Origin of the sequence: Paenibacillus tritici, assembly GCF_018207515.1 — a bacterium.
Classification (GTDB): domain Bacteria; phylum Bacillota; class Bacilli; order Paenibacillales; family Paenibacillaceae; genus Paenibacillus_AQ; species Paenibacillus_AQ tritici.
The window spans coordinates 5395344-5421388 of record NZ_CP073365.1 but is presented as its reverse complement, the minus strand read 5'-3'; the positions used below and the strand labels follow the sequence as shown (position 1 = coordinate 5421388).

The following is a 26045-nucleotide window of genomic DNA, read 5'->3' as shown; positions in this document are numbered from 1 at the left end:
TGTAAATATAGAACAGGAGGCATGATCATGAAGAATAAAAAGGGGTTAGGTTCACTGCTGTTGTCTATGGTAATCTGCGGTTCTCTGCTCTCCGCCTGCGGCGGTAATTCCAATACAGCATCCGAGGGTTCCGGGAATACAGAAGCTAAGGCCAAGGTGGCTGAGATTGTGTTTGCCTTGCCGTCCTTCAACCGGATTCCCGATGATCTGAGCAAGGTGACGAATGCGATCAATGCTATTACAACCGAGAAGATCGGTGTCAAAGTAGATTTCCGGCTCTTCGGTCCGGCGGATTATGCCCAGAAGGTCAATCTGGCGCTCCAGAGCGGGGAGAAAATGGACGTCTTCACCACGCTCGGACAATTCTCCAACTATGTGTCCAAGAGTCAGGTAGCTCCGCTCGAAGAGCTGCTTCCCGAGCATGGTAAGGAGCTAACCGCCATTCTGGACAAGGATTTCGGTCCGGATATTCTCAAAACGACCACGATGGATGGACATATCTACGGGATTCCCGTGAATAAAGGCATGGCGCTGCCGACCAATATTATCTTCAACGCCGATATGCTGACAGAGGCAGGAGTGTCGGCTGACTCGATCCAATCCGTGGAGGATCTGCCTGCGGTCTTCGCAGCTGTGAAGAAGAAGTCACCGGATGTAGTTCCGTTTGGCCCGATTAATGTGAACCCGACAGATACGGGACTTGTGAACTGGATGAAGGGTGCCAGCAAGGTAGATTACCTGACCGATACCACCGGAGTCGGTGTGGTCATCGGCGACAATGGCAAGGTCGTGAACTTCTACGAATCCGATGTGTTCAAGAATGGGATTCAGATGATGCGGGAGTGGTTCAATGCGGGCTACTTGCAGAAGGATACCGCGACCACGACGATTACAGCGATGGAGATGGTCTCCTCCGGGCGCGGCTTCTCTTTCCTGGGAGGGTACAGCGGTATGGAGGTTGGCAAGCAGCTGAGTGCGCAAGTGGGGAAAAACATTCAGACCAAGCGGATCGCCCCGTTCTACTTCGATACCAGTGCCGTGAACTCTGTAACCTGGATGGTCTCCAGCACCTCCAAGGAGACGGAGGCTGCCGTCAAGTTCCTGAACCTGCTGTACACCGACAAAGAGCTGATTAACACCATTCTTTTCGGAATCGAAGGGGAGGATTACCTCAAGGTGGATGAGCATCATGTGAAATTCCCTGAGGGCATGGACGCCAATACGGTTCCTTATACCTCCATGCTCAGCTCCGGGATCGTAGGCTCCGAGTCACTCCAGTATCAGATGGAGGGAATCAACTGGTCAGATGTGGAACTGAAGCTCCAGGAGAACAAGGATACCGCCAGATCCCCGTACTTCGGATTTATCTTTGACCAGGGCCAGGTGAAGACACAGATGAGTGCAGTGACCAACGTAGTGAGCCAATTCCTGCCGGCACTGGTCAGCGGATCGGTAGATCCCGATACCATTATTGCTAAGTTCAACAGTGCGCTGAAGGATGCGGGTGCGCAGGACATTATAGACAGCAAGCAGCAACAACTGGATCAATGGCTTGCCGCGCAAAAATAGTAATCTTAAATAAGCCTGCTGAAGGTAGAGCCGCTATGGAAGCTCTGCCTTCGGCAATGGAGGTGAATCCGGCATGACAGCCAAACCTAAATCTAAACCGCTCAAAAAAACACTTCCTTTATTGATTCTGGCGGGTCCGGGTCTGCTGTACTTTCTCATCAACAGCTACTTCCCCATGTTCGGGGTGTTCATCGCGTTCAAGGATGTCAACTATGCGAAGGGCATCTTCGGCAGTGACTGGATCGGCTTCAAGAACTTCACCTTTCTGTTCCAGACCAGCGATGCCTGGATTATGACCCGGAATACGCTCTTGTACAATCTGGCCTTTATCGCACTTGGTACCATAGTTTCAATTATCATCGCCATTCTGATGTCGGAGCTGCTGAACAAGCTTTACTCGAAGCTGTTCATGACCGGACTGATTCTTCCGAATCTGATCTCGATGGTCGTGCTTTCGCTGCTCGTCTTCGCCTTTCTGAACGCCGACAGCGGCTTCGTGAATCATTCCATTCTGCGGCCGCTGGGGATTCCGGAGATTAACTGGTATTCGGAGGCGAAATATTGGCCTTATCTGCTGGTGCTTATTCAGATCTGGAAGACGGCAGGCTACGGTTCCATTATCTATTTCGCCTCTATTGCGGGCATCGACAAGAGCATCTACGAGTCTGCCAAAATTGACGGGGCCGGGAAGCTGAAGCAGATCCGCATGATTACCTTGCCGCTGCTGAAGCCGACGATCATCGTGCTGGTGCTGATGTCCATGGGACGGATTTTCAACTCCGACTTCGGCCTGTTCTATCAGGTACCCATGAACTCTGGTGCGCTGTACAGTACAACTCAGACGATTGATACGTATGTCTACCGCGCCTTGATGCAGCTCAATGATATTGGAATGTCGGCGGCAGCCGGTCTGTATCAGTCGCTGGTCGGCTTTGCCCTGGTGCTTACGGTCAATGCCATCGTCAAGAAGGTTAATCCAGAAAACGCATTGTTCTAGGAGGAAATACAGATGATCCAAACAAGAGGAGAACGGACGTTTACTGTGTTTTCTGCGGTCGTGATGTTCCTGCTGACAGTTTTTGCTTTTTTACCTTTCCTTCTGATTGTCATTGCCTCGTTCACGAATGAGACGACTCTGATCCGCAACGGGTACAGCTTTTTCCCGGAGCATCTAAGCTTTGATGCCTACCGGTACATTAAGTCCTCGGCGTACATTTTTATCAGAGCCTATGGCGTCTCGTTTCTGGTTACGATCCTGGGAACCGCTATCGGACTGCTGATAACAAGTATGCTTGCTTATCCGATGTCCCGGTCCGATTTCAAATATCATAATCTGCTGGCGTTCGTCGTCTTCTTCACCATGCTGTTCAGCGGGGGAATCGTGCCTTCGTACATCATGTGGACCCAATATTTCCATATCAAAAATACGCTGTGGGCGCTGATTCTGCCCAATCTGCTGGCGAACGGCTTCAACGTCCTGCTGGTCCGCAACTATTTCAAGAATAATGTGCCGCTGGAGATTATCGAAGCTGCCCAGATCGACGGGGCCTCGGAGCTGCGGACCTTCTTCCGCATTATGCTTCCCCTGTCCATGCCGGTGATGGCTACCGTGGGGATGTTCATGGGCCTGGCTTATTGGAATGACTGGATCAATGCGCTATATTTTGTATCGAAGCCGCAATTATACGGCATTCAGAATCTGCTGATGCAGCTGATGAGCAACATTCAATTCCTCAATTCCGGCCAGGCCGGCAACGTGCTCGGGGCAGAGTCCGTATCGCTGCCAAGTACAGCCGTGCGGATGGCAATGGCGGTACTGGGCATTGTGCCGGTGCTGTTCGTCCTGCCGTTCATGCAGAAATACCTGACCCGCGGCGTGATTATTGGTGCTGTCAAAGGCTGACAGGCTGACAGGCTGACAATAAATAGATGAAAAGGAGAATGCGCGATGAATGTGCAGGAGGTTATTGACCGGATTCTGCTCGACTGCTGCGGAGGACGCAAGCTGGAACAGACCTGTGATGTGCTTGCCAGCGGCAAGGAAGACATGGAGGTCACAGGGATTGTCACAACGTTCATGGCGACTGTGGATGTGATCAAGGAAGCCATTGCGCTTGGAGCGAACCTGATTATCACCCATGAGCCCACCTATTTTACCGGGATGGATTCGCTGGACTGGCTTCAGCAGGACCCGGTATATCTGGCCAAGAAGCAGCTGATTGATGAACACGGAATCACGATCTGGCGGTTCCATGACCACATGCACCTGGCAGATACGGACCGGATCTATGACGGTCTGCTCAAGGAGCTGGAGTGGGAGGACAAGAAGCTGGACGATAAGGATGCCTGGGGGTATCAGATTGAGGAGACCACCGTCGGTGAGCTGGCCGGCTTCCTGAAGCAGCGGCTGGGCATGAAGGTGATTCAGATTGTCGGCAACCCGGAAGCAGCCTGTGCCCGTATAGGCATCCTGGTGGGAGGCGGAAGCCTTGGGCTGGGCAGAGAGCAAATGCCGATGGAGCTGATGCAGGAGAAGAAGCTGGATGTGATGATCTGCGGCGATATTACGGAGTGGACCTTATGCGCTTACGTGAATGATGCCGCCATGCTGGGCATGAACAAAGCGATGATCGTAATCGGCCATGAGCGTTCCGAGGAGTGGGGCATGAAGTATATGGCGGAGTGGCTGACGCCGCTGGTGGACGGGCTTCCGGTCACATTCGTGGATGCGAAGGAGCCGTTTGTGTATTTGTGAGCGGCCCTGCTTCTAACGGACTGAGATGCGCTTATTGGATCACTAACCAATGTTTATCGGTGGAATATCCACCTATAAGGGCTGTGGTGCGACTAGGTTACTTGTGTTTAAAGTGACTTTTGTCCGCAATAACGGATCCTCAGTCCGTTACACAGAGCCGGACGACCCGCTGACCCAAAACGCAAAGCAGTCATTCACCGTTAACGGGAGAATTGCTGCTTTTTGCACAGGTTCTTTTTCATATCCATAGGTGTCCTCTTCTTCTATGTCTCAATTCTTCTTCCCATTCTCCACCAAATGCTCCACCGCAGCCCGCTCAATCGCCAGCCCCTCGGTGTAACGCTCCATATACAAGGCAAAACCCTCCACATCTGCGCTGACAGGAGCTACCTCCTGTCCTCTGGCATCCTGGAACACCTTGGCAGTCAGGTAATCCGCCAAGCTCTCTTGCGGCTCCTTATGCAGCATATAAGAGGCCAGAATCGCCATCCCCCAGGCGCCGCCCTCACCGGCCGTAGACAGGACCGAGACTGGAGTGTTCAGAGCGGCGGCACAGAGCTGTTGACCGACCCGCGGGGTTTTGAACAATCCGCCATGCGCCGAGATCCGTTCAATCGTTACCTGCTCCTGCTGGGTCAGCATATCCATCCCGAGCCTTAACGCAGCGAACGCGCTGAACAGATGCACTCGCATGAAGTTAGGCAGCGTGAAGCGGCTTTGCGGGGAACGGACGAACAGCGGACGGCCTTGGGCGAACCCGGTAATGTTCTCACCCGAATAATAGCCGTAGCTCAGCAAGCCGCCGCCATCCGCGTCCGCTTCCAGCGCTTGGTTGAACAGGACGCTGAATAACTGGTTCATATCAGGCTTCAGCCCCATGGCTTCATGGAATTCACGGAACAAGCCGAGCCAGGCGTTGATATCGCTGGAGCAGTTGTTCGCAAGCACCATGGCGACAGGGCTGCCGTCAGGTGTAGTCACGATATCAATCTCAGGGTACACCTTGGTTAAATCCTTCTCCAGCACGAACATGGCAAAAACCGACGTCCCTACGGAAAGATTACCGGTACGTTTGCTGACACTATTCGTAGCCACCATGCCTGTTCCGGCATCGCCTTCAGGGGGACAGAGCGGAATACCCGGCTGCAGGCTGCCGGATGGATCTAATAACAAGGCTCCGGCTTCACTCAGAGAACCGGCCTGTTCACCTGCTGTATACACTGTAGGCAGGATATCTGTGAGCTTCCAGGGGTAGCGCTTCACGGCTGCCAAGCCGGTGAACTGCTTCACCATATCTTCATTATATTGCTGCGCAGCTTCATCTATCGGGAACATTCCCGAGGCATCTCCGATGCCAATAGCCCTGCTGCCAGTCAGCAGGAAGTGAACATAACCCGACAGAGTTGTCATATAATCTATGCCGGTGACATGCTCCTCCTCGTCCAGAATCGCCTGATACAGGTGGGCGATGCTCCAGCGCTGCGGAATTTTGAAGCTGAATTGCTCCGTTAACTCGGAGGCAGCCCTGCCTGTAGTGGCATTGCGCCAGGTACGGAACGGAACCAGCAGCTCATCGGCCTGATCCAGTGCAATATAACCCTGCATCATAGCAGAACAGCCAATGGAGCCGATGGTCTGCAGGGTTACGCCATAATTGCGCTCCACCTCTTGCTTCAATTGTCGATAGGTTGCTTGCAGCCCGTGAATCATGTTAGGGATAGAGTAGGTCCAATACCCGTCTATCAATTGATTCTCCCATTCATAGCTGCTGGAAGCGAGGGTCGCACAATGATGATCAATCAGTACAGCCTTGATTCGAGTGGACCCGAGTTCAATGCCAAGCGAGGTTTCTCCCCGGGCTATGGCCAGTGTAACAGGATGCTCCAAGATCACGCTTCCCCTCCCAGAATAAAATTATCCAGAATATAACATGAGAGAACGAAGTTGTACAGTGATACCGGACTTCTTTTCACTAATCCGCTGTTGCAAATCTGCAATTCTCGCCCCGAAACAAAAATATTTTATTTTTTTTACTATTCATACAATTCCCTAAGTTGCATTCTGCTTACGTTTGCAGGATTCACCGCAGAGGCAAGGTCATTCCCGGATTGTTTTTGATGCGGCCAAGCTAAGCAGGTGGAAATAGTGTGGTTATTTTGCGACTCCCGGACAGAGCCAGTATTCCAGCATACCTCCGAAGCTTTAGTGAATAATTGCGCCTGGAATCAGGATATTCAGACCAGCCAGTCGCAAAAAAGCAACAGAAAAAAACCTTGAATTCAAGGCGTTTTGGAGCTATTGACCCGTTCTTTTTTCTGTAATACGATGACATTGCGAAATATTTCACAAGACAATGAAGACATGCGGAACAGCGATTATATTTTTTTTAGATAACGTAGTGAAAATATTCACATAAAGAGGAGCAGATGAAATGACAAAGGTAATATCAGCCTCAGCAGCAGCGGAACTTATCAAGGATGGGGATACAGTAGCAGCCAGCGGATTTGGATTATCCTGCTGGGCGGAAGAGATGGGGATTGCCATTGAAGACCGCTTCGTGCAGACTGGACAACCGAAGAATCTGACCGTCATGCACGCCAGTGCCGTCGGCAACCGCCGCGACAAGGGAATGAGCCACTTGGGCCATGAAGGCTTGATCAAACGCTGGATCGGCGGGATTGCCATTGCTTCCCCGGGGATGGCCAAGCTCATTGAAGAAGACAAATGCGAAGCGTACAACCTGCCCCAGGGTGTAATTACCCAGCTCTACCGGGAGATTGCAGCCAAGCGTCCGGGTGTGATCACCAAGGTAGGCATGGAGACCTTCGTGGATCCCCGGGTGGAAGGCGGCAAGATGTCTCCGTCAACGAAGGAAGACATTGTGAAGGTGATTGAACTGGAAGGCGAAGAGTGGCTGTTCTATAAGTCCTTCCCCATACAAGTCGGCTTGATCCGTGGAACCGTGGCGGATGAGAACGGCAATCTGACGCTTGAAAAAGAAGGCCTGCACATGGAGGTGCTGCCGATCGCCCAGGCGGTCCGCAACTCGGGAGGGATTGTCATCGCCCAGGTGGAGACGGTCGCCAAGAATGGCACCCTTAATCCAAAGGATGTTAAGGTTCCAGGAATTCTCGTAGATTACATCGTGGTTTCTACACCGGAGAATCATTACCAGACCGAGAACACGCAGTACAATCCGGCCTTCTCCGGTCATGTCAAGGTCCCTGTAGGCTCGATTGAAATCCTGCCGCTGGATGAGCGTAAGATCATCTCCCGCCGCACCGCTGTAGAGCTTCAGCCCAATACCATTTTGAATCTGGGCGTGGGTATTCCGGTGAATGTGGCGAACATTGCCGCAGAGGAGGGAGTTAGCGAACAGCTGATTTTGACCACTGAAGCAGGTTCCATCGGCGGGGTTCCCGCAGGACTGAAGGACTTCGGCCATGCTTACAACTCTGAGGCGATTGTCGATCATGACGCACAGTTCGATTTCTATGACGGCGGCGGCATTGACCTGTCGGTACTGGGCTTGGCTCAAACCGATGAGTCCGGGAATGTGAATGTCAGCAAATTCGGCACTCGTGTAGCGGGCTGCGGCGGGTTCATCAATATTTCTCAGGCTGCCAAAAAACTGGTGTTCGCAGGTACCTTTACCGCCGGCGGGCTGCAGATCAGAGTCGAGGACGGGAAGCTGCACATCATTCAAGAGGGCAAAGCCAAAAAGTTCATCAAAAAGGTACAGCAGATTACGTTCAGCGGTTCGTATGCCGCCAAGGTGGAGCAACCGGTTGTCTATGTGACAGAGCGCGCAGTCTTTGAGCTTCTGAAGGGCAAAATGACGTTAACCGAAATCGCTCCAGGCATTGACCTGCAGACGGAGATTCTGGATCAGATGGAATTTGAACCGGTGATCTCACCCGATCTTAAGGTCATGGACCAGGCCATGTTCCGGGAGAACTGGGGGCAACTGAAGTCCATTATCGCAGATAAGCACCGGGTTCTAGTGGAAGTGTAGTCCGTAATACTTGATTGAATAAACCATACAAAAAAGGGATGATATCATGAATGTACAGTTGAACCGCTGGAGGATACTGATTGCCTCAACGATTATTAATATCTGTGTGGGAGCCATTTACGCTTTTAGTATCTTCGCTCTGCCGTTAACCAAGGTGTTCAGTGTGTCGATGCCGGATATTATGATTGCCTTCACCATTAATGCAGCGATCTCCCCGATTCCAATGATTCTGGGCGGGAAGCTGGTCGATAAAGGCGGAGCGAGGAAGGCCGTATTTATCGGAGGGGCCATGTTCGGGATTGGATTCATTCTCTCCGGGCTCGCCACCGCACCCTGGATGCTGTATATCACCTACGGTATCATTACCGGCATAGGCCAAGGCATTGTATACTCCTCCACCATCGGGAACAGCGTCAAGCTCTTTCCGGACAAAAGAGGGATGGCCGCAGGGATTGTTACAGCCGGATACGGCGGCGGAACCATCGTTATCGCCCCCATTGCCAACGCCTTAATCAGCGGGAACGGTGTCCAGTCCGCACTCATCATGCTTGGTGCTGCCTTCCTGGTCATCATTCTAAGTCTTGGCCTGCTGGTTAAGCCGTCCCCGGTCGGTTATGCTCCTCCAGGCTGGACGCCTCCGGCGGCTGGCACAGGCAAGGGCGGAGTGAATATACCATGGAATGAAATGATCAAGAAGCCTTTATTTTACGTCATCGCCTGCCTGTTCCTGATCGGTGCCCTGTCAGGAATGATGGTCACCGCCAATGCTTCGGTCATCGGACAGAATATGTTCGGGCTGTCAGCCGCAGCCGCAGCGCTCTATGTCAGCTTATACTCTCTTAGTAACTGTATCGGCCGTGTATTCTGGGGGGCTGTGTCTGACAAAATCGGCCGGGTGAACTGTCTGCTTGTGATTTATCTAGTTATTGCTAGTATGATGTTGACTATAGCCTTGACGAACTCAGTCGCCGGATTTGCAGTAGCCATCGCAGGAATCGGCTTATGCTTCGGCGGAACGATGGGAATTTTCCCTTCTATAGTAGGGGAGAAATTCGGAATGAAATATTACGGCGTGAACTATGGGGTAACTTTTATCGGTTATTCGGGAGCCGCCTTCTTCGGACCAAGAATTGCTGGTAGCGTGGCAGCAGCCAATGACGGCGTGTTCACGAATGCTTTTTACATCGCACTGGTCATTTCCCTGGTGGGCTTCGCCTTAACCTTTGTCTACAAGGCTATGGAGAAGCAGAAGCCCGAGCCGGAAGTGGCTAAGGCTGCTTAAGATAGTTGTCTAAAGAGCATTTAAGATTTATACGAAAAGCGGATTAAATTAAAGAAATCTGTTGACAACAGCGGCCGGAAGTTCAAATTTTACCGCAGCGACAAATAGGCTTCAAGACCAAATTTTTTAATACATGGAGGTAATATAGAATGTCGATTACACAACTATTAGGTATTAAATATCCAATTTTCCAGGGCGGTATGGCTCAAATCGCGGTTTCCCCGCTGGTAGGCGCGGTATCCAATGCAGGCGGGCTGGGCATCATCGGTTCAGGCGGATTTACCGCCGACCGTCTCCGTGACGAGATTCGCAAGGTCAAAGCAAGCACCACTAAGCCTTTTGCCGTCAACCTGATGCTCATGATGAACAACATTCCTGAACTGATCCAGGTTATCATCGAAGAAGGCGTGAAAATTGTAACTACAGGCGCAGGTACACCTGCTCCATATATGCAAGTTCTGAAAGAAAATGGAATTATCGTCATTCCGGTAGTCCCTTCCGTCAAAATCGCCAAGAAAATGGAAGCGCTGGGTGTGGATGCGATTGTGGCCGAGGGAACCGAAGCAGGCGGACATGTGGGCGAAACTACGACGATGGCTCTGCTGCCGCAAGTAGCCAGTGCCGTGTCTATTCCGGTGATTGGTGCCGGGGGGATTGCGGATGGCCGTGGGGTTGCCGCAGCCTTCGCTCTGGGCGCTCAAGGGGTGCAGGTGGGAACCAGATTCCTGGCTACTGTGGAATGTCCTACTCACGAGAACTTCAAGCTGGCCGTCATTTCTGCGGATGATACAAGCACAACCGTTACCGGCCGCAGCCTGGGAGGCCCAGTACGAAGCATTAAGAACAGTATGATTACCGAATTCCTCAGACTGGAGAATGAGAAAGCCTCCCGGGAAGAGTTAGAGACCTTAAGCCTGGGCTCGCTGCGCAGAGCTGTATTTGAAGGAGATACCGATACCGGCTCCGTCATGGCTGGTCAGATCTGCGGGATGGTCAACAAGATCACGACCGTTGAAGAGATGATCACCACCATGTTCGCAGAGGCGCAGGAAGTCATGGACAAGATGGGCAAAGTAACCTTTGAAGCCGTGGTTCATGCCTAATTAAGGTTTTGATCTGCATTAGCCAAGTGGTATCATTTAATAATGATGCTGTTTGGCTTTTTGTTTTAATATCAAGGGATAGGACGGGTGAAATTGACCAAAAAAAACAAAAATGCAGGTAAACCTTCCATAGACGAATTCATTGAAGAATATCCTTCCACGTTATTTGTCACCGATCCGAGCGGCAATATCTTAATCTCCAATGAATTTACCGCGTTGACCATAGGCATTCATCTGGAAGAGCTGTTGAAGGCTAATGTCCAGGATCTGGTAAAAGCAGGCTATTACGGCCATTCGATTACGATGGAGGCGATTGAGACGAAGCAGAAGGTCTCAAGGACCGTCAATACCTCTAGAGGATTCCATGTCTTCTCGTCCGCGATTCCCATTCTGGATAAGGATGGCGAAGTGCAGCTGGTAGTTACCACCTCCAATGAATTCAGCCAGGATCATACCTATGCTGAAGCGAGCGGGCCGGTAGCCCGGCAGACGCGTAAGCAATTGGGCGATCCCGCAGCGGAGAAGAAGAAAGGAATTGTCGCGGAGAGCCTGGCCATGAAGCAGATTATCAAGGTCTGCAACCAGATCGCCTCCTATGACAGCAAGGTGTTAATCTATGGTGAATCCGGCACAGGCAAAGAGGTGATCGCCAAATATATTCATCTCAAAAGCGAGAAGTGGAAGGGGCCCTTCATTGCGATTAACTGTGCAGCGATTGCCCCGGCTTTGTTCGAATATGAATTGTTTGGCTATGAGAAGGGGGTCCTGGAGGGGCAGACCGAAGTCAAGACAGGCATGATTGAGATCGCGAATGGCGGGGTTCTCTTCCTCGATGAAATCGCAGATTTGCCTCTTGAGATGCAGGCCAAATTATTGCGGGTGCTGGAGAATAATGAAGTGAGACGCGTCGGCGGCATCACGAATATTCCGGTCAATTGCCGGATCATCTCCGCTACCAACCGGGATCTGTGGAGTCTGGTGAAGAAAGGGCTGTTCCGCGAAGACCTCTACTACCGGATTAATGTGATCCCGATTCATATTCCGCCGCTGCGCAACCGGAAGCTGGACCTTGTAGGGTTAATCTCCAGCTTCATCGCCAGCTTCAATCAGATGTACGGTAAGAAATATGTCTTAAGTGCCGAAGAGTTCGATCAGATGCTGAATCAGCCTTGGCACGGGAATGTGAGAGAGTTAAGGAATTATATCGAGAGACTGGTTGTTACAGAGCAGGTGGGCCCCAGCCAGCCGGAAGAGGACCCGATTGGCGACTGGTTCTCCCTCGACCATTTCATTGAGAAGAATATCCAGCAGTTATCCTCACTGAAGGATTTCACGGCAGTTGCAGAGGGGCATTATATCAAAAAAGTGCTGAAGGATTGTTCCGGGAACGGTACAGAGGCGGCCAAGAAATTAAGTGTGGACCGGTCGGTGATTTACAGAAAGCTGAAGAAGATGGACGAGGTGCTGCGCAATTAAATGAACCATTTTCCAGGTTAAGGCGTATTACCTACTATGCCTATTAATCTATGGAAATGGAGTGAAGTGAATGAAATTGTCAATGTTGCGCCGCCGTTCCGCCTTGTGGACGAAGACTGTGCTGACGGCTGCCCTGGTTCTGACGCTTACAGCCCCGGCCGTACAGGCGGCCGCTGTTCCTGCTGCTTCTACCCCTCCCGCAGCCACCGCTGCAGCGGTCAAGCCGCTGACTACAGAGAATGCTGCGGCCTTCCTCAAGCAATTCTTCAGTTCGGAGGAAGTGAAAGCACAGCTCGCCGGTGCGGTTGTCGTGGTGGTCAAGGATGGCAAGACAGTAATCGAAGAAGGCTTCGGATTCGCGGATAAGGCTGCCAAAAGCAAGGTGGACCCTGACCAAACCGTCTTCCGCCTGGCCTCGGTATCCAAAACCTTCACCGCCGCCGCTGCCATGCAATTAGTTGAGCAGGGCAAACTGGATTTGAAGGCGGATTTCCAGACCTATACCGGGCCGATGTCCTTCGATAATCCCTTCGGTATTCCGGTAACGGTGGAGAACCTGCTGACCCACACTACCGGCTTCCGCATTCAGGACCCTCAGCCGGAGGATATCAATGATAATTTCACCGCCAAGGTGTCGATTGAGGATTATGTGGTGAAGCATATGCCGCCGGTTGTGCGTGAGCCGGGTACTTCGTACATGTATGACAACTTCGCTTCGCTGCTGCTTGGTCTGGTGGTGGAGAAGGCCAGCGGGATGGCCTTTGAGGATTATATGGCGAAGAACGTGTTCGCCCCGCTGAATATGAATTCAAGCGGCTACCTGCTGGAAGGCAAGCTGAAGGATAAACTTGCTACAGCCTATGATGCGACCGGCAAGGCGCTTGATCTGTATACAGTCACTCCAACCGTCATGCCGCATGGAGGTATGTTGTCTACCGCTGGTGATGTCGGCAAGTTTATGACCGCTTTTCTGAACGGGGGGACGCTGGGCGACAACCGCATTCTTGCTGCAAGTTCAGTAGACGCTATGAAGGAATACCGGTCGTCCATTCACCCTTTGCTGCCGAACACGACCTACGGATTTGAAGCACCGATTCAGCTTCCGGGCGCTGGCAGCAGCTCCAAGATTATTACCAAGGCCGGGGACCTGATCGGCTTCAGCTCGTATATGTTCCTGATTCCAGAGCAGAACACCGGGGTGTTCATTGGCTATAATCAGCAAAGTGCCCTGCGCGAGCTGTTCTACCCGGCGTTTATCCAGACCTTCTTCCCGCAATACGCCGCACCGGCGAAGCTGGACAGCTTCAAGCCGCTGAGCGCAGCAGCTCTGGATGGATTCGCAGGCTATTATATGGATCTTCGTCTCAAAAGTCTGGTGTCCACCGTTGCGGTACAAGATGGTTTGCTAACTATAAGTGACGCCCTGCTGGGCAGCCGCAAGCTGCGTCAGGTGGACGATAATCTGTTCGTCGATGAGCTTACCAAGAAATTTACCGGCTTTGAACTGAACGCAGACGGACAAAGCACTTATCTGAAGGAGCCATACCTCAATCCTTACAGCTATGAGCAAAAAGGACCGGACGGTGTCGGTTATGCCGACGTTCCTGCAAGCCATCCATATGCCACTCCGGTTATGATGCTGCAATCGCTCGGTTATCTGCCGAATGATGCGACGCTAAGCTTCGAGCCGGATGCGGGAATCACCCGCGCGGAGTATGTGCGGCTGATGCTGGAGAGCAGCGGGGTCAAAGAGAGCGAGACCGCTAAGCTGGCGTTCGCAGATCTGCAGGGGCATCCTGCTGCCGGTTATGTGCAGATGGCCGTAGAGCTTGGAATGGTGCTCGGCACCGCAGACGGTAAGTTCCAGCCCGACCGTGTCATTACCCGCCAGGAGGCGGCGGTAATGGTATGGAGACTGCTTACCGCGCAGTACCCGGATAAGCTGTTCCAGAAGGTCAAGCTGGCCGGGAACACCGATAAATGGGCGGTTCCGGCCGTGAAGATGTCCGTGGCCCTGGGCCTGTACGGACCCGACTTCAAGCCGGATGCCAAAGGCGCTGTGGATTACAAGTCCAGAGAAGCACTGAGCAAGAAGGAGAATGCTGCCATTCTGTATGCGCTCTTCACCAACCCGCTCAACCAGATCGTCGCCGGGTTGACGGAGAAGCCTGCGGAAGCGGGCAAATAATCGCTGTGGATAGCAGCAGGCTCCAGCATTAGTAGGCTGGAGTCTTGGAATGAAGCTTACCTGCGGGAAGCTTGCATATTAATGGGACCGGCCAATGGGCCGGTCCTGTTTCGTTGTTAAAGAGATTGTAATATCCACGAATCCCTCTGATCCTGCGGAAGTCGGCGGTACGGGCAGTTCGGGGCAATGAGAGGGATAAATCCCTCTGATTCCGCTGGAAGTAGGCGGTATGGGTGAATGAGAGGGATAAATCCCTCTGATCCCGCCGGAAGTGGGCGGTACGTGAAAATGAGAGGGATAAACCCCTCTGATTCCGCCGGAAGTGGGCGGTACGCGAAAATGAGAGGGAGAAATCCCTCTGATCCCGCCGGAAGTAGGCGGTACGTGAAAATGAGAGGGAGAAATCCCTCTGATCCCGCCGGAAGTAGGCGGTACGTGAAAATGAGAGGGAGAAATCCCTCTGATCCCGCCGGAAGTAGGCGGTACGGAAGGATGAGAGGGATAAATCCCTCTGATCTCGCCGAAAGTAGGCGGTACGTGAGAATGAGAGGGATAAATCCCTCTGATCTCGCCGAAAGTAGGCGGTACGTGAGAATGAGAGGGATAAATCCCTCTGATCCCGCCGGAAGTATGCGGTACGGAAGGATGAGAGGGATAAATCCCTCTGATCCCGCCGGAAGTAGGCGGTACGGAAGGATGAGAGGGATAAATCCCTCTGATTCCGCCGGAAGTGGGCGGTACGTGAAAATGAGAGGGATAAATCCCTCTCATTCCGCCGAAAGTTGGTGCAGAAGTGCACTTGAATTAGTCTAAGGTGGGCAGTGAGCGGAAATGAGGAGCACTAGTGCACCTGAATCGGCCGAAAGTGGGCGGTAAGCAGAAATGAGGAGCACTAGTGCACTTGAATTAGTCTAAGGTGGGCGGCAAGAGGAAATGAGGAGCACTAGTGCACCTGAATCGGCTGAAAGTGGGCGGCAAGCGTGAAGGAGGAGCACTAGTGCACCTGAATAGGCTGAAAGTGGGCAGTGAGCGGAAAGGAAGAGCAAAAGTGCACCTGAATCGGCTGAAAGTGGGTGGCGAGCGGAAATGAGGAGCACTAGTGCACCTGAATCGGCTGAAAGTGGGCGGTGAGCGTAAAGGAAGAGCAAGGAGGAGCAAAAAGTGCACCAAAATGGCCCCGGCCCTGTCTTCTCAGACAAGTCCGGGGCCATCAGTTCATTTCAGGTTACCTAGCGCTGTGCCGATTCGGCCCCCAGGCAGTGCAGCCACTCTACCAGTTCAGTGGCGTTGCTGCGCCTCGCGGCGTCCAGGGGAGTAAGGCCGTCCCACCCGGAGATCCAGTTCAGCTCCGCCCCGCGGCTGAGCAGGTATTCGGCCGCACTTCGTTGTCCGCCATGGCAGGCGCACCAGAAAGCGACGGTCAGCTCGTCCGGGGATGAAGCTGCGCTTGCTCCCCAAGGATAACTCCGGGAGAGCAAGTCACCGGCGAAATGGGCCTCCATCAGACCAATGAGACCAAGGGCAGCAGCATGCCAGAGCGCGGGCTTAGCCCCGCGCTCAATCAGCCGATGCGCCGCCTTCCACTGGGCGAACGCCACCGCGTCGTCCAGCGGTGTGCCACCGGCGATGACTGCGCCGGAGGCCTCGATGTCGGCCCCGGCATCGAGCAGGAGGTCGAGCACCTCGACATCATCGCAGCTCGCCGCCCAGTGCAGCGGCGTCTCGTTGTGATGCCCGTTGAACCGGGCATTCAACTCGGCCCCGGCCTCAATCAGCGCGGTTACAACCGCTGCGTTGTTGGGGAAATGCCCCGGCCAATCGGTGGCAATATGCAGCAGGGTGCGGGACCCTCCGCTGGATGTTCCCTCGCTGTTATAAGCGTTGCTAGTACCAGCGCCGCTTGTCCCTTCGCTGCCCGCACTCTCCTCGCCGGTTTCGGTAATCCTTGCTGTAACCAGCCCGGGATTCCCGGCAAGCAACCGCTTTAGCGAAGAGACGTCGCCCGTATGAATCGCTTCAACAACAGAAATCACCAGCGGGTCCTCACTAGCCATCCAAATGATATTCTTGTCGCTCATGAGATCAATCCCTCCGTATATCACCATCGGACCCGGCCACCAGGCAACAATTCTGGGTGCAGCCTGCAATAGTATCGGCTTATCCGTATATTGACTGTAGTATAACCTCCTTACGCTTCGTATTCAATTTCACGTACGCTTTGCGTTCAATTAAGCTTCGCATTCAATTTCACGTACGCTTTGCGTTCAATTAAGCTTCGCATTCAATTTCATGTACGCTTCGCGTTCAATTGTGCTTCGGATTCAATTTCACTTACGCTTCGCATTCAATTACGCTATTCCCTCACCTGCGCACGCCTTCAACTTCACACTCGCTCTGCCCGAAGCATCCCTGCGGCTGCGGTTCTTCACTGACTACAGGCCCGTTCGGAACTCCGGTATTTACCGCAACTGTACCTATTCACTAACCTCAGGCCCGCCCAGCACCCCGGTACTTACCGCATCGGTGAAGGTATCGGTGGTGTGGAAGGAGTAGGAATGCTGGCCGGGAGGCAGCTTGGTCTTGTATTGATAGATTCGGCCGTCGGCGTAATTCGTGTCTGCCGGATTCACAGGCTGCATCTTCCGGATCACGCCGTCCAGAACAAGCTCCATTACAAAGGGAGGCTGATTGTCTGCATCGGTATAGGTTACATTGAAGGTGAATTCGGTCTGCGGAGTGCCTGCGGTAAGATCCACGCCTCCTGCGGTTAAGGTCGGCGCACTTCCGCTGACCTGATTGGTCGCCTTGATCTCATCCAGCAGCATTTGCCCCGGAGTGACGGTATTTTGCTTCAGCCATATCGACATCTTCACGGTCTTCTTGTCGATGGCCGGGGTTAGGGCGTTCAGATCGAATTGCAGATCACTCCAAGAGGAAGGAACCAGGGTCCATCCGCCGGTAAGATTGTAGGTTCGTTTGCCGTCACTGAGCTCAATCCGGGTCCTGAGATCAGGAGAGGCAGGATTCTTCAGCGTAAGATTCAGATATTGATAGCCGCTCAGATCGACCACATCGTTCCACGGCTGGAATTTGGCTGCTGAATTCACACTGGCCGGCGTCTGGGCGAATTGGCCCGCAGAGCGTCCATCGGCGGTAAGCTTGGTGAACGTTCCCGTGCCGCCATTCTGATTATACCAGTTGACCCAGGTGGTGTTGGCCGCAGAACCGCCCCAGAACCCGGCCCCGCCGAAATCATCATATAACAGCGGAGTAGAAGGGTCCGGCAACGGTGGAGCTACGGTGTAATGGGTGGAACTGTAGGTGTACCCGCCGGAAGGAGCCTTGGCGCGGACATCCACTCTCCGGTTGGTATAAGGCAAGGACTGGCTCTCATCAATGACCGCAGTATACACTGCACCGCTTACAGTAGAATACACATTCCCGGATACAGTCATCGGCTGATACGGCAACCCGGTTGCCGCATATTCCACATCGCTCAGCCCATCCCCCGCTTCGGCAAAAACAGTAACCTCTCCGCGCACCCATTCTCCAATCACCGGAGAGAGGACCGGCAAGGCAGGCGGTACCTCATCATGATCTGCCCCTGTCCCCGGAGTGGCGCTTAATCCCATGACCGTATAGAGCAGTCCGGCTTGAATGCTAATACTGAATTCGTTGTACCGCCACTGATTGGTATCATCCAGATAGAGGGAACGGTCCTCATACCACGGACTTACACTGCTTTTATTCTTGGGGTCCTTCATATTAGGTCCGCTGACCATCGCCCCCGGAAGGATGATCCCGGTGTCACCCGCTGTATTGGATTCCTCATTGTAGCGGGTATGCGGGAACATCACATGATGGGTGCCAATACCCGATACCCAGCTGATATTCCACGGATTCTCTCCGAACACCCAGTACATTCCCTTCACCACTGGCTGAAGCGCTGCCGGATCACCGAATAATTCATAATACCGCAGCAGGTCCCCCAGATAAGAAGCATGAGGTTCGTTGACCCCGAAGTTCTTGAACTGGTTCAGGACCCCATACGGGGTATCATCGGTCATGGAGATGAAGTAATCGGCTTGCCCCTTGAGCAGGCTGTGAATATGAGACTGCGTTGCAGTATCGGCAACCGGATAGAATTCAGCCATGGACAACGGGCTCATATCCCAGTAGTTCGTGGAGGAGATGTCGCCCAGGGTTAAGGTGTTAATCGTACTTGTGGCGGCATTCTTATACCGGGTATCACCGGTCAGCAGGTATAGCTCCACATCTGCCAGCAGCTTGGAATTGGGGAGGCCCCCCCGGGTGGAATAAGATCCGATCGGACCGTCAGGGTTGGCAACCACATATTCATAAAAGGTGACCGCAGCGCTCTCGCATTGATTAGCGAAATCCGTCAGCGTTGCAATCTGAGCGGAAGCGATATCGCCTTCGCTTATGGCGGTGCGGATGGCCCGTGCGGTGGCGGCCAGCGTCCCTGCGGACTTGGCGGAGCCGCCGACACTCAGTTCCGTCAGCTTGCGGTCATCGGCGGTGCCGGAGATGTTGTCGGTAGATTTCTCGGGATGAACGAAAGAAGCGTTATTCCGCAGATTATACATTTCCCCGCCGAGCTGATCGGCGAACTTAATGAGGTACTCGCTGCCGAATACCGCCTCATCGACCAGATCCGGGATACCGTTGCTGTCGTTATCGTACTTCACGCTGTCTTTGTCAGCATAACGGATATAGGCCAGAGCGATCTCCGCGCCGACCCATTGGTTGCCGCCGTATTTGCCGTAGTCTCCGGCATCATACCAGCTTCCCGTCAGATCATAATGGGTAAGGCCGTCCGCAGACTGGGCATCATCCAGATGACCGGCGGCATGGTAGAGCTTGGCGGAAGGAGCGACGCTGCTGTAGCCTGCCGGATAAGCATCACTGGTCGCAACGGAGGCCCGTTGAAGCCGGTAGAAGGCTGTCATTTCATCCTTATATTGATCCCACAGATTCGGAGCGATCTCAAAAGAGTAGGAATACACCTGATTACTCCGCACTCGATAGTGGTTCCCCGGATCAGTGACGGGTGTGAAGCCGATGGAGTAGACATGCTTGTTCCAATGCAGTCCCTCGTAGGTCATAGTGCCTGAATAGACCACATTCGTCCCGTCGAGTATTTCATAAGTGGCGTCTGTAACGGTGGTGTCGGAGATGAATTTGGCGTTCTTGACATCGTCTGCGCTGTAACCGGCCTGGCTCACAACAATGTCTATCACCGAAGCAGCCTGGACTACGCTCAGATTGTGCACCCCGGTGGAGACTTCATCCGAGGTCGTATCGGTGGTGCGGAAATAGTAGGTATGAGCGCCTGCCGGGAGCTTCGTCATGAAGCTGTATTTTTTTCCATCCGTATAAGTTACATCTGCCGGATCGGACTCACGCATAGCATAGGCTGTGTCATCAATGATGACCTGGACGGCAAAAGGTGCCTCATTATCCGGGTCGGTATATGTGGCTTCGAAGGTGAAATTAGTATTCTGGTTGTAGCTGCCGTCCGTATTGGCTGTCATCCCTGCCGGGCTTAGCTGGGGAGCAGACCCGCTGGATGCGGTAGTGAACACAATATCATCGACCAGCATCTCCCCGTAAGTTCCGCCGGCTTGTCTCAGCCAGATTTCCAGCTTGACCTTCTTCTTCTGAATTTTGGGCGACAAGGCGTCCAGATCGAACTGCAGATCAGTCCAGGCCGCCGTGGCCGGGACATAACCTCCGGTCAGATTGTAATTGGTAATCCCGTCGCTGATTACGACACGAATGAGAGACTGGGCATACCCTGCATTGTTCAGGGACAGATTCATATAACGGTAGCCGGAGAGGTCGAAGGTCTCGTTCATCGGCTGAAACTTGGCCCAGGAGGAGGAAGAGCTTGGGGTTTGCGTGAATTTGCCAATGGTGCGGGTGCCTTGGGTGGTCTTGGTGAAGGTTCCGCTCCCGCCGCTCTGATTGAACCAGTTGGTCCAGTTCTGCTTGAAGACGCCTCCGCCGGCGAAATTATCATACAAGAGAGGGTGAGCGGGACCCGGCAAGGGGGCCACAGCAGCGGCGGCAGGCCGGGGGGACAGAGCAACACTGCACAGAATTAACAACAGACTGAGGCTTACAGATACGAACTTGTTGAATCTCTTGGGGAATGGACTTCGGATGAACATTGTAGAACCTCCTCATAATGGAATATCGTTAACCCGGCTCTCCTTTCTTTTATATGAAAACGCTTGCAAAAGTAGCATAAAAGAGTTACTATCACTAATCCATGATGAATTACAGGAAATATGTGATCTATACTAGGGGTGTAAAGGTGCGGTACCTACGGATCGGGGGACGAATGGAGGCTGGCGGCACAACATGCGGAAATAGATCACAGAAAAGCGGAAATAGATCATCTACGCTTATTTATTGCAAGTGTACTGTGGTACACAGAAGAACCTGAAGCTGCCTGGCGATGAATTGGCAATCGAAAGAGGGGGACATCATGTATAAAATTCTCGTTGTGGATGATGAGCCGAGAGTGAGTGCAGGGATCCGGAATTTCCTGCTCACTTCGGATATGAACATCACGGAGGTGGAGACGGCCATCAATGGCTTTGAGGCGATTGACTACTTACGGATGGACCATTTCGATCTGGTGCTGACCGATATCCAGATGGGCCGGATGAGTGGGATTGAATTAATGGAGAATATCTATATGGAGCAGTGGAATGTTCCGGTAATTGTCATTTCGGCCCATGAGAAGTTTGATTTCGCCAAAAAATCGCTCCGGCTGGGAGCCAAGGATTATCTGGTGAAGCCGGTGGAGCGGACGGAGCTGCTGCGGGTGGTGCGCAAAGCGTTAACCCAGAAGGAGCTTCCGGTGACAAGCCCGCAGGCGGAGCACCATCACATCCGGGAGCATTCCCGGCGCGAGGAGTGGCTGATGGAGCTGGTCACCGAGCGCAATCTGACGCCGCAGGATATTGAAGAGATCACCGGCGAATTGGGCGGCCTGCTGCAAGGACCCTATTTCGGAGTGATCACCATCCGTATAGATTACAGCCAGGCCGGATTCAGCCGCCAGCAGGTTACCCTGCATGACCGCAAGCTGCTGAAATATGCCGCCCTCAACATTATGAACGAGACGTTATCCGAATGGGATGGCATCACCTTCAACGGCTTCGGCCATTCGATCATCAGCATCATCCAGTTATCCGCTGAGGATATGGGTGATCCCCAGGTTAGAGTGCACTCGCAGATCCAGATGATCGGGCAGATGATCGCCATGAACCTGAAGCAGCATTTGAATGCGGAGGCCATTATCGGACTCAGCACACTTGGCGGGGGTATCTCCACACTTCCCGGACTACTGGAAGAGGCGGATACGGCTGCCGGGCGGAGCACTGTTCATCCCGGGCAAAAGGTGTTCTATTATGGCGATATCGCCATGCAGGAGCAGCTGAGCAGAGGGAAGCAGGAGCCGGATTCGGCGCAACAGCAACCACTGCAGGACCCGGACGGAGACCCGAGTGTAATCTCACGGATTACAAGCTACATCCAGAACCATTACCGGAATCCGGCGCTGAAGATCCAGGATATTTCCGAGGAGGTCCACTTCAGCGCGGCTCATCTGGGTTATATTTTCAAGCGCGAGATGAAGACCAACCTCTGGGACTACGTGACCACCCTGCGGATGGAGGAGGCCAAGCGTCTTATGATGGCTACGGACAAGAAGCGGTATGAAGTTGCCTATGCGGTAGGGTATGAATCGCCGGAGCACTTCAGCCGGATGTTCAAGCGGGTGCTGGGCCTCACTCCGGCAGAATTCCGCAAACAGGCCAGAGGAGGGGACCGGGCTGAAGCCGAAACTTAAACTTAAACTCAAGCTCAAACATAAGGTCATCCTCGCCTTCCTGCTCTGCATCGTGCTCCCTTTCCTGGTGGTGGGCTGGATTTCAGCGTATGTAGCGCTTCACACGATCAAGGAAGAGGTCGGCAGTACCACCCTGCAGCTGGTGAAGCAGAATCATGTGACGCTGGACAAAACGATATCGGCGATCAATGACCGGACGATTACGCTGCTGGATAATCATTTTTTCAGCAATCCGGCGGGGTACAGCTTCTGGACCGGAATTGATACCCTGAATGAGATCCAGCAGGCCGACAATATTCTGGAGAGCTGGTCTACCGGCGGCACGGAATATGCGATATATATGAAGAACATTGAGCGCAGGGATACGCCGTTCGATCTGTCCCACAAGACCAAAGGGTTCAAATATCTGGACCAGGTGAACAGCGGATTGCCGGATGTCATGGTCAAGCAGATGGATGTCAGCGGGGCAGGGGCGCTGCGCGTCATTCCTTCAGGGACGGGCGAGCGGACGGTCTCCTTCATGCGTAGTATTCTGAACCCCCGGAATTATAACGAGGTAATCGGGCTGCTGGTCGTCCATAAGGTAGAGGTGATGCTGACCCGGGATATGGTCTCGGTGGAGCTGCCTGCGGCGGCCGGAGCCTTCTTATTCAATGATAACGGGGAGCTGCTGATGTCCACCGGGTCAGGCAGTATTTCTGCGGCTGAGATCGGCAAGAACATCGACCCGGACGCCGCTTACGGTTATACCTTCGCCCAGGAAGGCGGGGAGGAGTGGCTCTATGCGTATTCGGACAGCTCCAGATTCCACACCCGGTTATTGTACAAAATCCCGCTGGCATCCATTACCGGCAAGCAAGTCTGGTTTCAAAAGCTGCTGGTGCTGATCTCCTTTATGTTTCTGGCTTTTGTCCTGATGTTTGTTCTCTATCTGGTCAGACTTGTCGTCAAACCGGTCGTGAAGCTCGTCTCTGTGATGAAAATTTATGAGCCCGGCATCAAGCTGCCGTTGTCCGAGGAGCCGCTCCGGCATGATGAATTCGGCATTCTCCAGGGATCATTCGTGAAAATGACCCGCAGGCTGGATCATTCGATTGAAGAAAATTACGGGATGAAGCTGAAGCAGAAGGAATATGAGCTGCTGATGCTCCAATCCCAGATTACCCCCCATTATCTGTACAATACCCTGGACTCGATCTACTGGTATGCGCTGGATAGCGGAAATAGCGAGGTGGGCGAGATGGTCAGGGACTTGTCCATGCTGCTGCGCATCGGGCTTAGCCGGGGCCGGACGATGATTACTGCCGGGGAAGAACTCGAACATGCCCAAGCGTATACCCGGCTGCAAACCAAACGTTATCCGGGTACCTTTGAGGTCTGGTGGCAGATTGATGATTCCTTGAGGGACTATGAGACGCCCAAGGTCATCATCCAGCCGCTGATCGAGAATGCCATTCTTCACGGCGTACGCGGGATGGACGGCGAAGGAGAGATCCGGGTATCTGCGGTTCAAGCAGAAGGAACGCTCCGCTTCATCGTAGAGGATAACGGGCATCTGCCGGTAGATCTGGAGGAGCTTGCCGCCATTCTGCGGGAAGAGCATAGTGCAAGAGGTTACGGCATCCGCAACGTGCACCAGCGAATCCAGCTCCATTACGGGGAGGCCTACGGGTTGAGCTATGAGCGAAGCGTGGAGGGGTGGACACGGGCCATCATCACCTTGCCGCTGCGCCGGACGAAGACCGAACCTGCCGGTAACTGAGTGATAAAAGATCACGTTTTTACGGGAATCCATCATCGAAGCGGTGGCAGGATGGTTCTATAATTAGTCCATGAAAGGAGTAATGGACATGAGCAGAACCACCGGATTCTCAAGATTCATCCATGCCATGTGGAAGTACAAGGCGCTGACACTAATGCTGCTGCCAGCGGTGCTTGTCCTGCTGGCGCACAGCTATCTGCCGATGTTCGGCATCTTTATTGCCTTCAAGAATGTGAATTATCTGGACGGGATTTGGGGCAGCCCCTGGGTAGGCTTCGATAATTTCCAGTTCCTGTTCTCCTCGGGGGATATGTGGAGAATTGTAAGAAACACGCTTTTGTACAGCTTGACCTTCATGATTATGAACCTGGTGCTGTCGGTATCCATTGCGGTAGCCATCAATGAGATCCGGCGGCGGCTGCTGGCGAAGGTGTACCAGAGCTTCATCATCCTGCCGCACTTCCTGTCCATGGTAGTAGTGAGTTATCTCGTATACGCTTTCCTCCAGCCGGATCACGGCTTCATCAATGCCACAGTGCTTAAGGCCTTCGGGCAAGACCCGGTCTTCTGGTACTCGGAGAAGGAATATTGGCCTTACATCCTGGTGTTCGTCAACGCCTGGAAGCATGCAGGCTTCGGCGCAGTGATCTATATCGCGGCGATTGCCGGCATTGATCCGGAATATTACGAGGCGGCGCTGATCGACGGGGCTTCCAAGTGGAAGCAGATTACGCATATCACGCTCCCTTTTATCCGGCCGGTCATCATTATTATGACGATTCTGTCCATGGGCAGCATCTTCAGCTCTGACTTCGGACTGTTCTTCCAGGTGCCCATGAATTCAGGAGCGCTGTATCCGGTAACAGATACCGTTGATACGTATGTCTACCGCGCCCTGATGCAATTGAATGATATCGGGATGTCCTCGGCAACGGCGCTGGTCCAATCTGTGGTAGGCTTCGTTATGGTTATTGCCACGAACAGTATGGTCAGACGAATTGACCGGGAACAGGCACTATTCTAATCAAAGGAGAATCCTCATGGCGAATGACACCAGCAGCTCGATCGGCGGAAATTCCGCATTGTCAAATGTACTTTTAAATCTGGCCTTTGTGATCCTCTCACTCCTTTGCTTCATGCCTGTTCTGCTTGTCATTATCGTCTCCTTCACCGACGGGCAGTCCATTCTGACTGAGGGGTACAGCTTCCTTCCGAATAAATGGTCCTTCATTGCCTATGAGTCGATCTTCAAGGACTGGATGACCATTGTGTCGGGATATCGCGTGAGTTTCACCATCACTATTGTAGGTACAGCGCTCAGCGTGCTTCTTATGGCGATGTATGCTTATCCCATCTCGCGGGCGGATTATCCGTTCCGTAATGTGTTCACCTTCTTCCTGTTCTTCACGATGCTGTTCAATGGCGGGATGGTCAGCAGATACCTGATCTACACACAAGCGCTGCATATCAAGGATTCGTATATGGCGCTGATTCTGCCCATGCTGATTGTGCCGTTCAACGTCATTATTATGCGGACCTTCTTCCAGACGACCATTCATCCTGCGGTGATCGAATCGGCCAGAATTGACGGTGCGGGGGAGCTGAGAATCTTCCTGCGGATCGTTCTGCCGCTCTCGTTGCCGGTCCTGGCGACCATGGCCTTGTTCAGTACCATCGGTTATTGGAACGACTGGTTCAATGCGCTGCTGTATATCACCAGCGAGGATAAATATCCGCTGCAGTATCTGATGATGCGCGTCCTCAACGATGTGCAGTACCTGCGCAATAATGTGGAGCTGGCCGCGCAGAATCCCAATATGATGAAGAATCTTCCGAACGAATCCCTGCAGATGGCGATGGCGGTGATCGGGATGGGACCGATTCTGATTGCGTATCCGTTCTTTCAGAAGTATTTTGTCAAAGGCCTGACGGTCGGGGCAGTAAAAGGGTAAAGCGTGGTGGAACCGGCACTCAGCACATCTGGCTGCCGTTCTATATAAGCAACATCAT

Annotated in this window: 16 protein-coding genes; 13 read left to right on the top strand and 3 right to left on the bottom strand. The window is 53.0% G+C overall.

The annotated features are described in order from the left end of the window. Positions 1 to 27 precede the first annotated feature (27 nt). The 4 genes from KDC22_RS23285 to KDC22_RS23270 all read left to right on the top strand — a co-directional run bounded on the left by KDC22_RS23285 (position 28) and on the right by KDC22_RS23270 (position 4324). Positions 28 to 1569, top strand: a complete 1542-nt coding sequence (locus KDC22_RS23285) for an ABC transporter substrate-binding protein (protein WP_211720488.1) — start codon at positions 28 to 30, stop codon at positions 1567 to 1569. Between the two features lie 73 nt (positions 1570 to 1642). Continuing rightward, the gene (locus KDC22_RS23280) at positions 1643 to 2566 is read left to right on the top strand and encodes an ABC transporter permease (protein WP_209994627.1); all 924 of its coding nucleotides are present in this window, start codon (positions 1643 to 1645) and stop codon (positions 2564 to 2566) included. A 12-nt stretch (positions 2567 to 2578) separates the two neighbouring features. Continuing rightward, a complete protein-coding gene (locus tag KDC22_RS23275; RefSeq protein WP_211720487.1) occupies positions 2579 to 3472 on the top strand; it encodes a carbohydrate ABC transporter permease in 894 nt (297 codons plus the stop codon). Between the two features lie 45 nt (positions 3473 to 3517). After that, positions 3518 to 4324 (top strand): Nif3-like dinuclear metal center hexameric protein, encoded by an 807-nt coding sequence (locus KDC22_RS23270; protein ID WP_211720486.1) that lies wholly within the window; start codon positions 3518 to 3520, stop codon positions 4322 to 4324. Positions 4325 to 4594: 270 nt separating this feature from the next. Here KDC22_RS23270 and KDC22_RS23265 read toward each other — a convergent pair whose 3' ends face one another. Continuing rightward, positions 4595 to 6217 (bottom strand): xylulokinase, encoded by a 1623-nt coding sequence (locus KDC22_RS23265; protein WP_425516965.1) that lies wholly within the window; start codon positions 6215 to 6217, stop codon positions 4595 to 4597. Positions 6218 to 6755: 538 nt separating this feature from the next. Between KDC22_RS23265 and KDC22_RS23260 the strand changes: the two genes are divergently transcribed. From KDC22_RS23260 to KDC22_RS23240, 5 genes are all read left to right on the top strand, one after another. After that, a complete protein-coding gene (locus tag KDC22_RS23260; protein WP_173127819.1) occupies positions 6756 to 8339 on the top strand; it encodes an acyl CoA:acetate/3-ketoacid CoA transferase in 1584 nt (527 codons plus the stop codon). A gap of 46 nt (positions 8340 to 8385) precedes the next feature. After that, positions 8386 to 9621 carry an L-lactate MFS transporter gene (locus KDC22_RS23255; protein WP_211720485.1) on the top strand — a complete coding sequence of 412 codons (1236 nt, stop codon included), beginning with the start codon at positions 8386 to 8388 and terminating at the stop codon, positions 9619 to 9621. Between the two features lie 149 nt (positions 9622 to 9770). Beyond that, positions 9771 to 10724, top strand: a complete 954-nt coding sequence (locus KDC22_RS23250; RefSeq protein WP_211720484.1) for a DUF561 domain-containing protein — start codon at positions 9771 to 9773, stop codon at positions 10722 to 10724. A gap of 93 nt (positions 10725 to 10817) precedes the next feature. Further along, positions 10818 to 12200 carry a sigma-54 interaction domain-containing protein gene (locus KDC22_RS23245; protein WP_173127810.1) on the top strand — a complete coding sequence of 461 codons (1383 nt, stop codon included), beginning with the start codon at positions 10818 to 10820 and terminating at the stop codon, positions 12198 to 12200. A gap of 70 nt (positions 12201 to 12270) precedes the next feature. Beyond that, positions 12271 to 14388, top strand: a complete 2118-nt coding sequence (locus KDC22_RS23240; protein ID WP_246552905.1) for a serine hydrolase domain-containing protein — start codon at positions 12271 to 12273, stop codon at positions 14386 to 14388. 1229 nt (positions 14389 to 15617) lie between these two features. Here KDC22_RS23240 and KDC22_RS23235 read toward each other — a convergent pair. Further along, positions 15618 to 16493: an ankyrin repeat domain-containing protein gene (locus tag KDC22_RS23235; RefSeq protein WP_246552902.1), complete on the bottom strand. Its 876-nt coding sequence runs from the start codon at positions 16491 to 16493 to the stop codon at positions 15618 to 15620. Between the two features lie 369 nt (positions 16494 to 16862). Beyond that, positions 16863 to 20582 carry a glycoside hydrolase family 9 protein gene (locus KDC22_RS23230; RefSeq protein ID WP_211720483.1) on the bottom strand — a complete coding sequence of 1240 codons (3720 nt, stop codon included), beginning with the start codon at positions 20580 to 20582 and terminating at the stop codon, positions 16863 to 16865. A gap of 320 nt (positions 20583 to 20902) precedes the next feature. Here KDC22_RS23230 and KDC22_RS23225 point away from each other — a divergent pair, with 320 nt between their 5' ends. The 4 genes from KDC22_RS23225 to KDC22_RS23210 all read left to right on the top strand — a co-directional run bounded on the left by KDC22_RS23225 (position 20903) and on the right by KDC22_RS23210 (position 25987). Further along, on the top strand, positions 20903 to 22273 hold the full coding sequence (locus KDC22_RS23225; protein WP_211720482.1) for a response regulator transcription factor: 1371 nt from the start codon (positions 20903 to 20905) through the stop codon (positions 22271 to 22273). 52 nt (positions 22274 to 22325) lie between these two features. Beyond that, the gene (locus KDC22_RS23220) at positions 22326 to 24035 is read left to right on the top strand and encodes a sensor histidine kinase (RefSeq protein ID WP_211720481.1); all 1710 of its coding nucleotides are present in this window, start codon (positions 22326 to 22328) and stop codon (positions 24033 to 24035) included. 88 nt (positions 24036 to 24123) lie between these two features. Then, positions 24124 to 25059 carry an ABC transporter permease gene (locus tag KDC22_RS23215; protein WP_211720480.1) on the top strand — a complete coding sequence of 312 codons (936 nt, stop codon included), beginning with the start codon at positions 24124 to 24126 and terminating at the stop codon, positions 25057 to 25059. A 16-nt stretch (positions 25060 to 25075) separates the two neighbouring features. Then, positions 25076 to 25987, top strand: coding sequence for a carbohydrate ABC transporter permease (locus KDC22_RS23210; protein ID WP_211720479.1), 912 nt, complete (start codon positions 25076 to 25078; stop codon positions 25985 to 25987). Positions 25988 to 26045 lie beyond the last annotated feature (58 nt).

Bases quoted from the DNA above. Each gene is read 5' to 3' on its own strand.
- KDC22_RS23285 (WP_211720488.1), top strand. From the start codon at position 28: ATGAAGAATAAAAAGGGGTTAGGTTCACTGCTGTTGTCTATGGTAATC.
- KDC22_RS23280 (WP_209994627.1), top strand. From the start codon at position 1,643: ATGACAGCCAAACCTAAATCTAAACCGCTCAAAAAAACACTTCCTTTA.
- KDC22_RS23275 (WP_211720487.1), top strand. From the start codon at position 2,579: ATGATCCAAACAAGAGGAGAACGGACGTTTACTGTGTTTTCTGCGGTC.
- KDC22_RS23270 (WP_211720486.1), top strand. From the start codon at position 3,518: ATGAATGTGCAGGAGGTTATTGACCGGATTCTGCTCGACTGCTGCGGA.
- KDC22_RS23260 (WP_173127819.1), top strand. From the start codon at position 6,756: ATGACAAAGGTAATATCAGCCTCAGCAGCAGCGGAACTTATCAAGGAT.
- KDC22_RS23255 (WP_211720485.1), top strand. From the start codon at position 8,386: ATGAATGTACAGTTGAACCGCTGGAGGATACTGATTGCCTCAACGATT.
- KDC22_RS23250 (WP_211720484.1), top strand. From the start codon at position 9,771: ATGTCGATTACACAACTATTAGGTATTAAATATCCAATTTTCCAGGGC.
- KDC22_RS23240 (WP_246552905.1), top strand. From the start codon at position 12,271: ATGAAATTGTCAATGTTGCGCCGCCGTTCCGCCTTGTGGACGAAGACT.
- KDC22_RS23235 (WP_246552902.1), bottom strand. From the start codon at position 16,493: ATGGTGATATACGGAGGGATTGATCTCATGAGCGACAAGAATATCATT.
- KDC22_RS23230 (WP_211720483.1), bottom strand. From the start codon at position 20,582: ATGTTCATCCGAAGTCCATTCCCCAAGAGATTCAACAAGTTCGTATCT.
- KDC22_RS23225 (WP_211720482.1), top strand. From the start codon at position 20,903: ATGTATAAAATTCTCGTTGTGGATGATGAGCCGAGAGTGAGTGCAGGG.
- KDC22_RS23215 (WP_211720480.1), top strand. From the start codon at position 24,124: ATGAGCAGAACCACCGGATTCTCAAGATTCATCCATGCCATGTGGAAG.
- KDC22_RS23210 (WP_211720479.1), top strand. From the start codon at position 25,076: ATGGCGAATGACACCAGCAGCTCGATCGGCGGAAATTCCGCATTGTCA.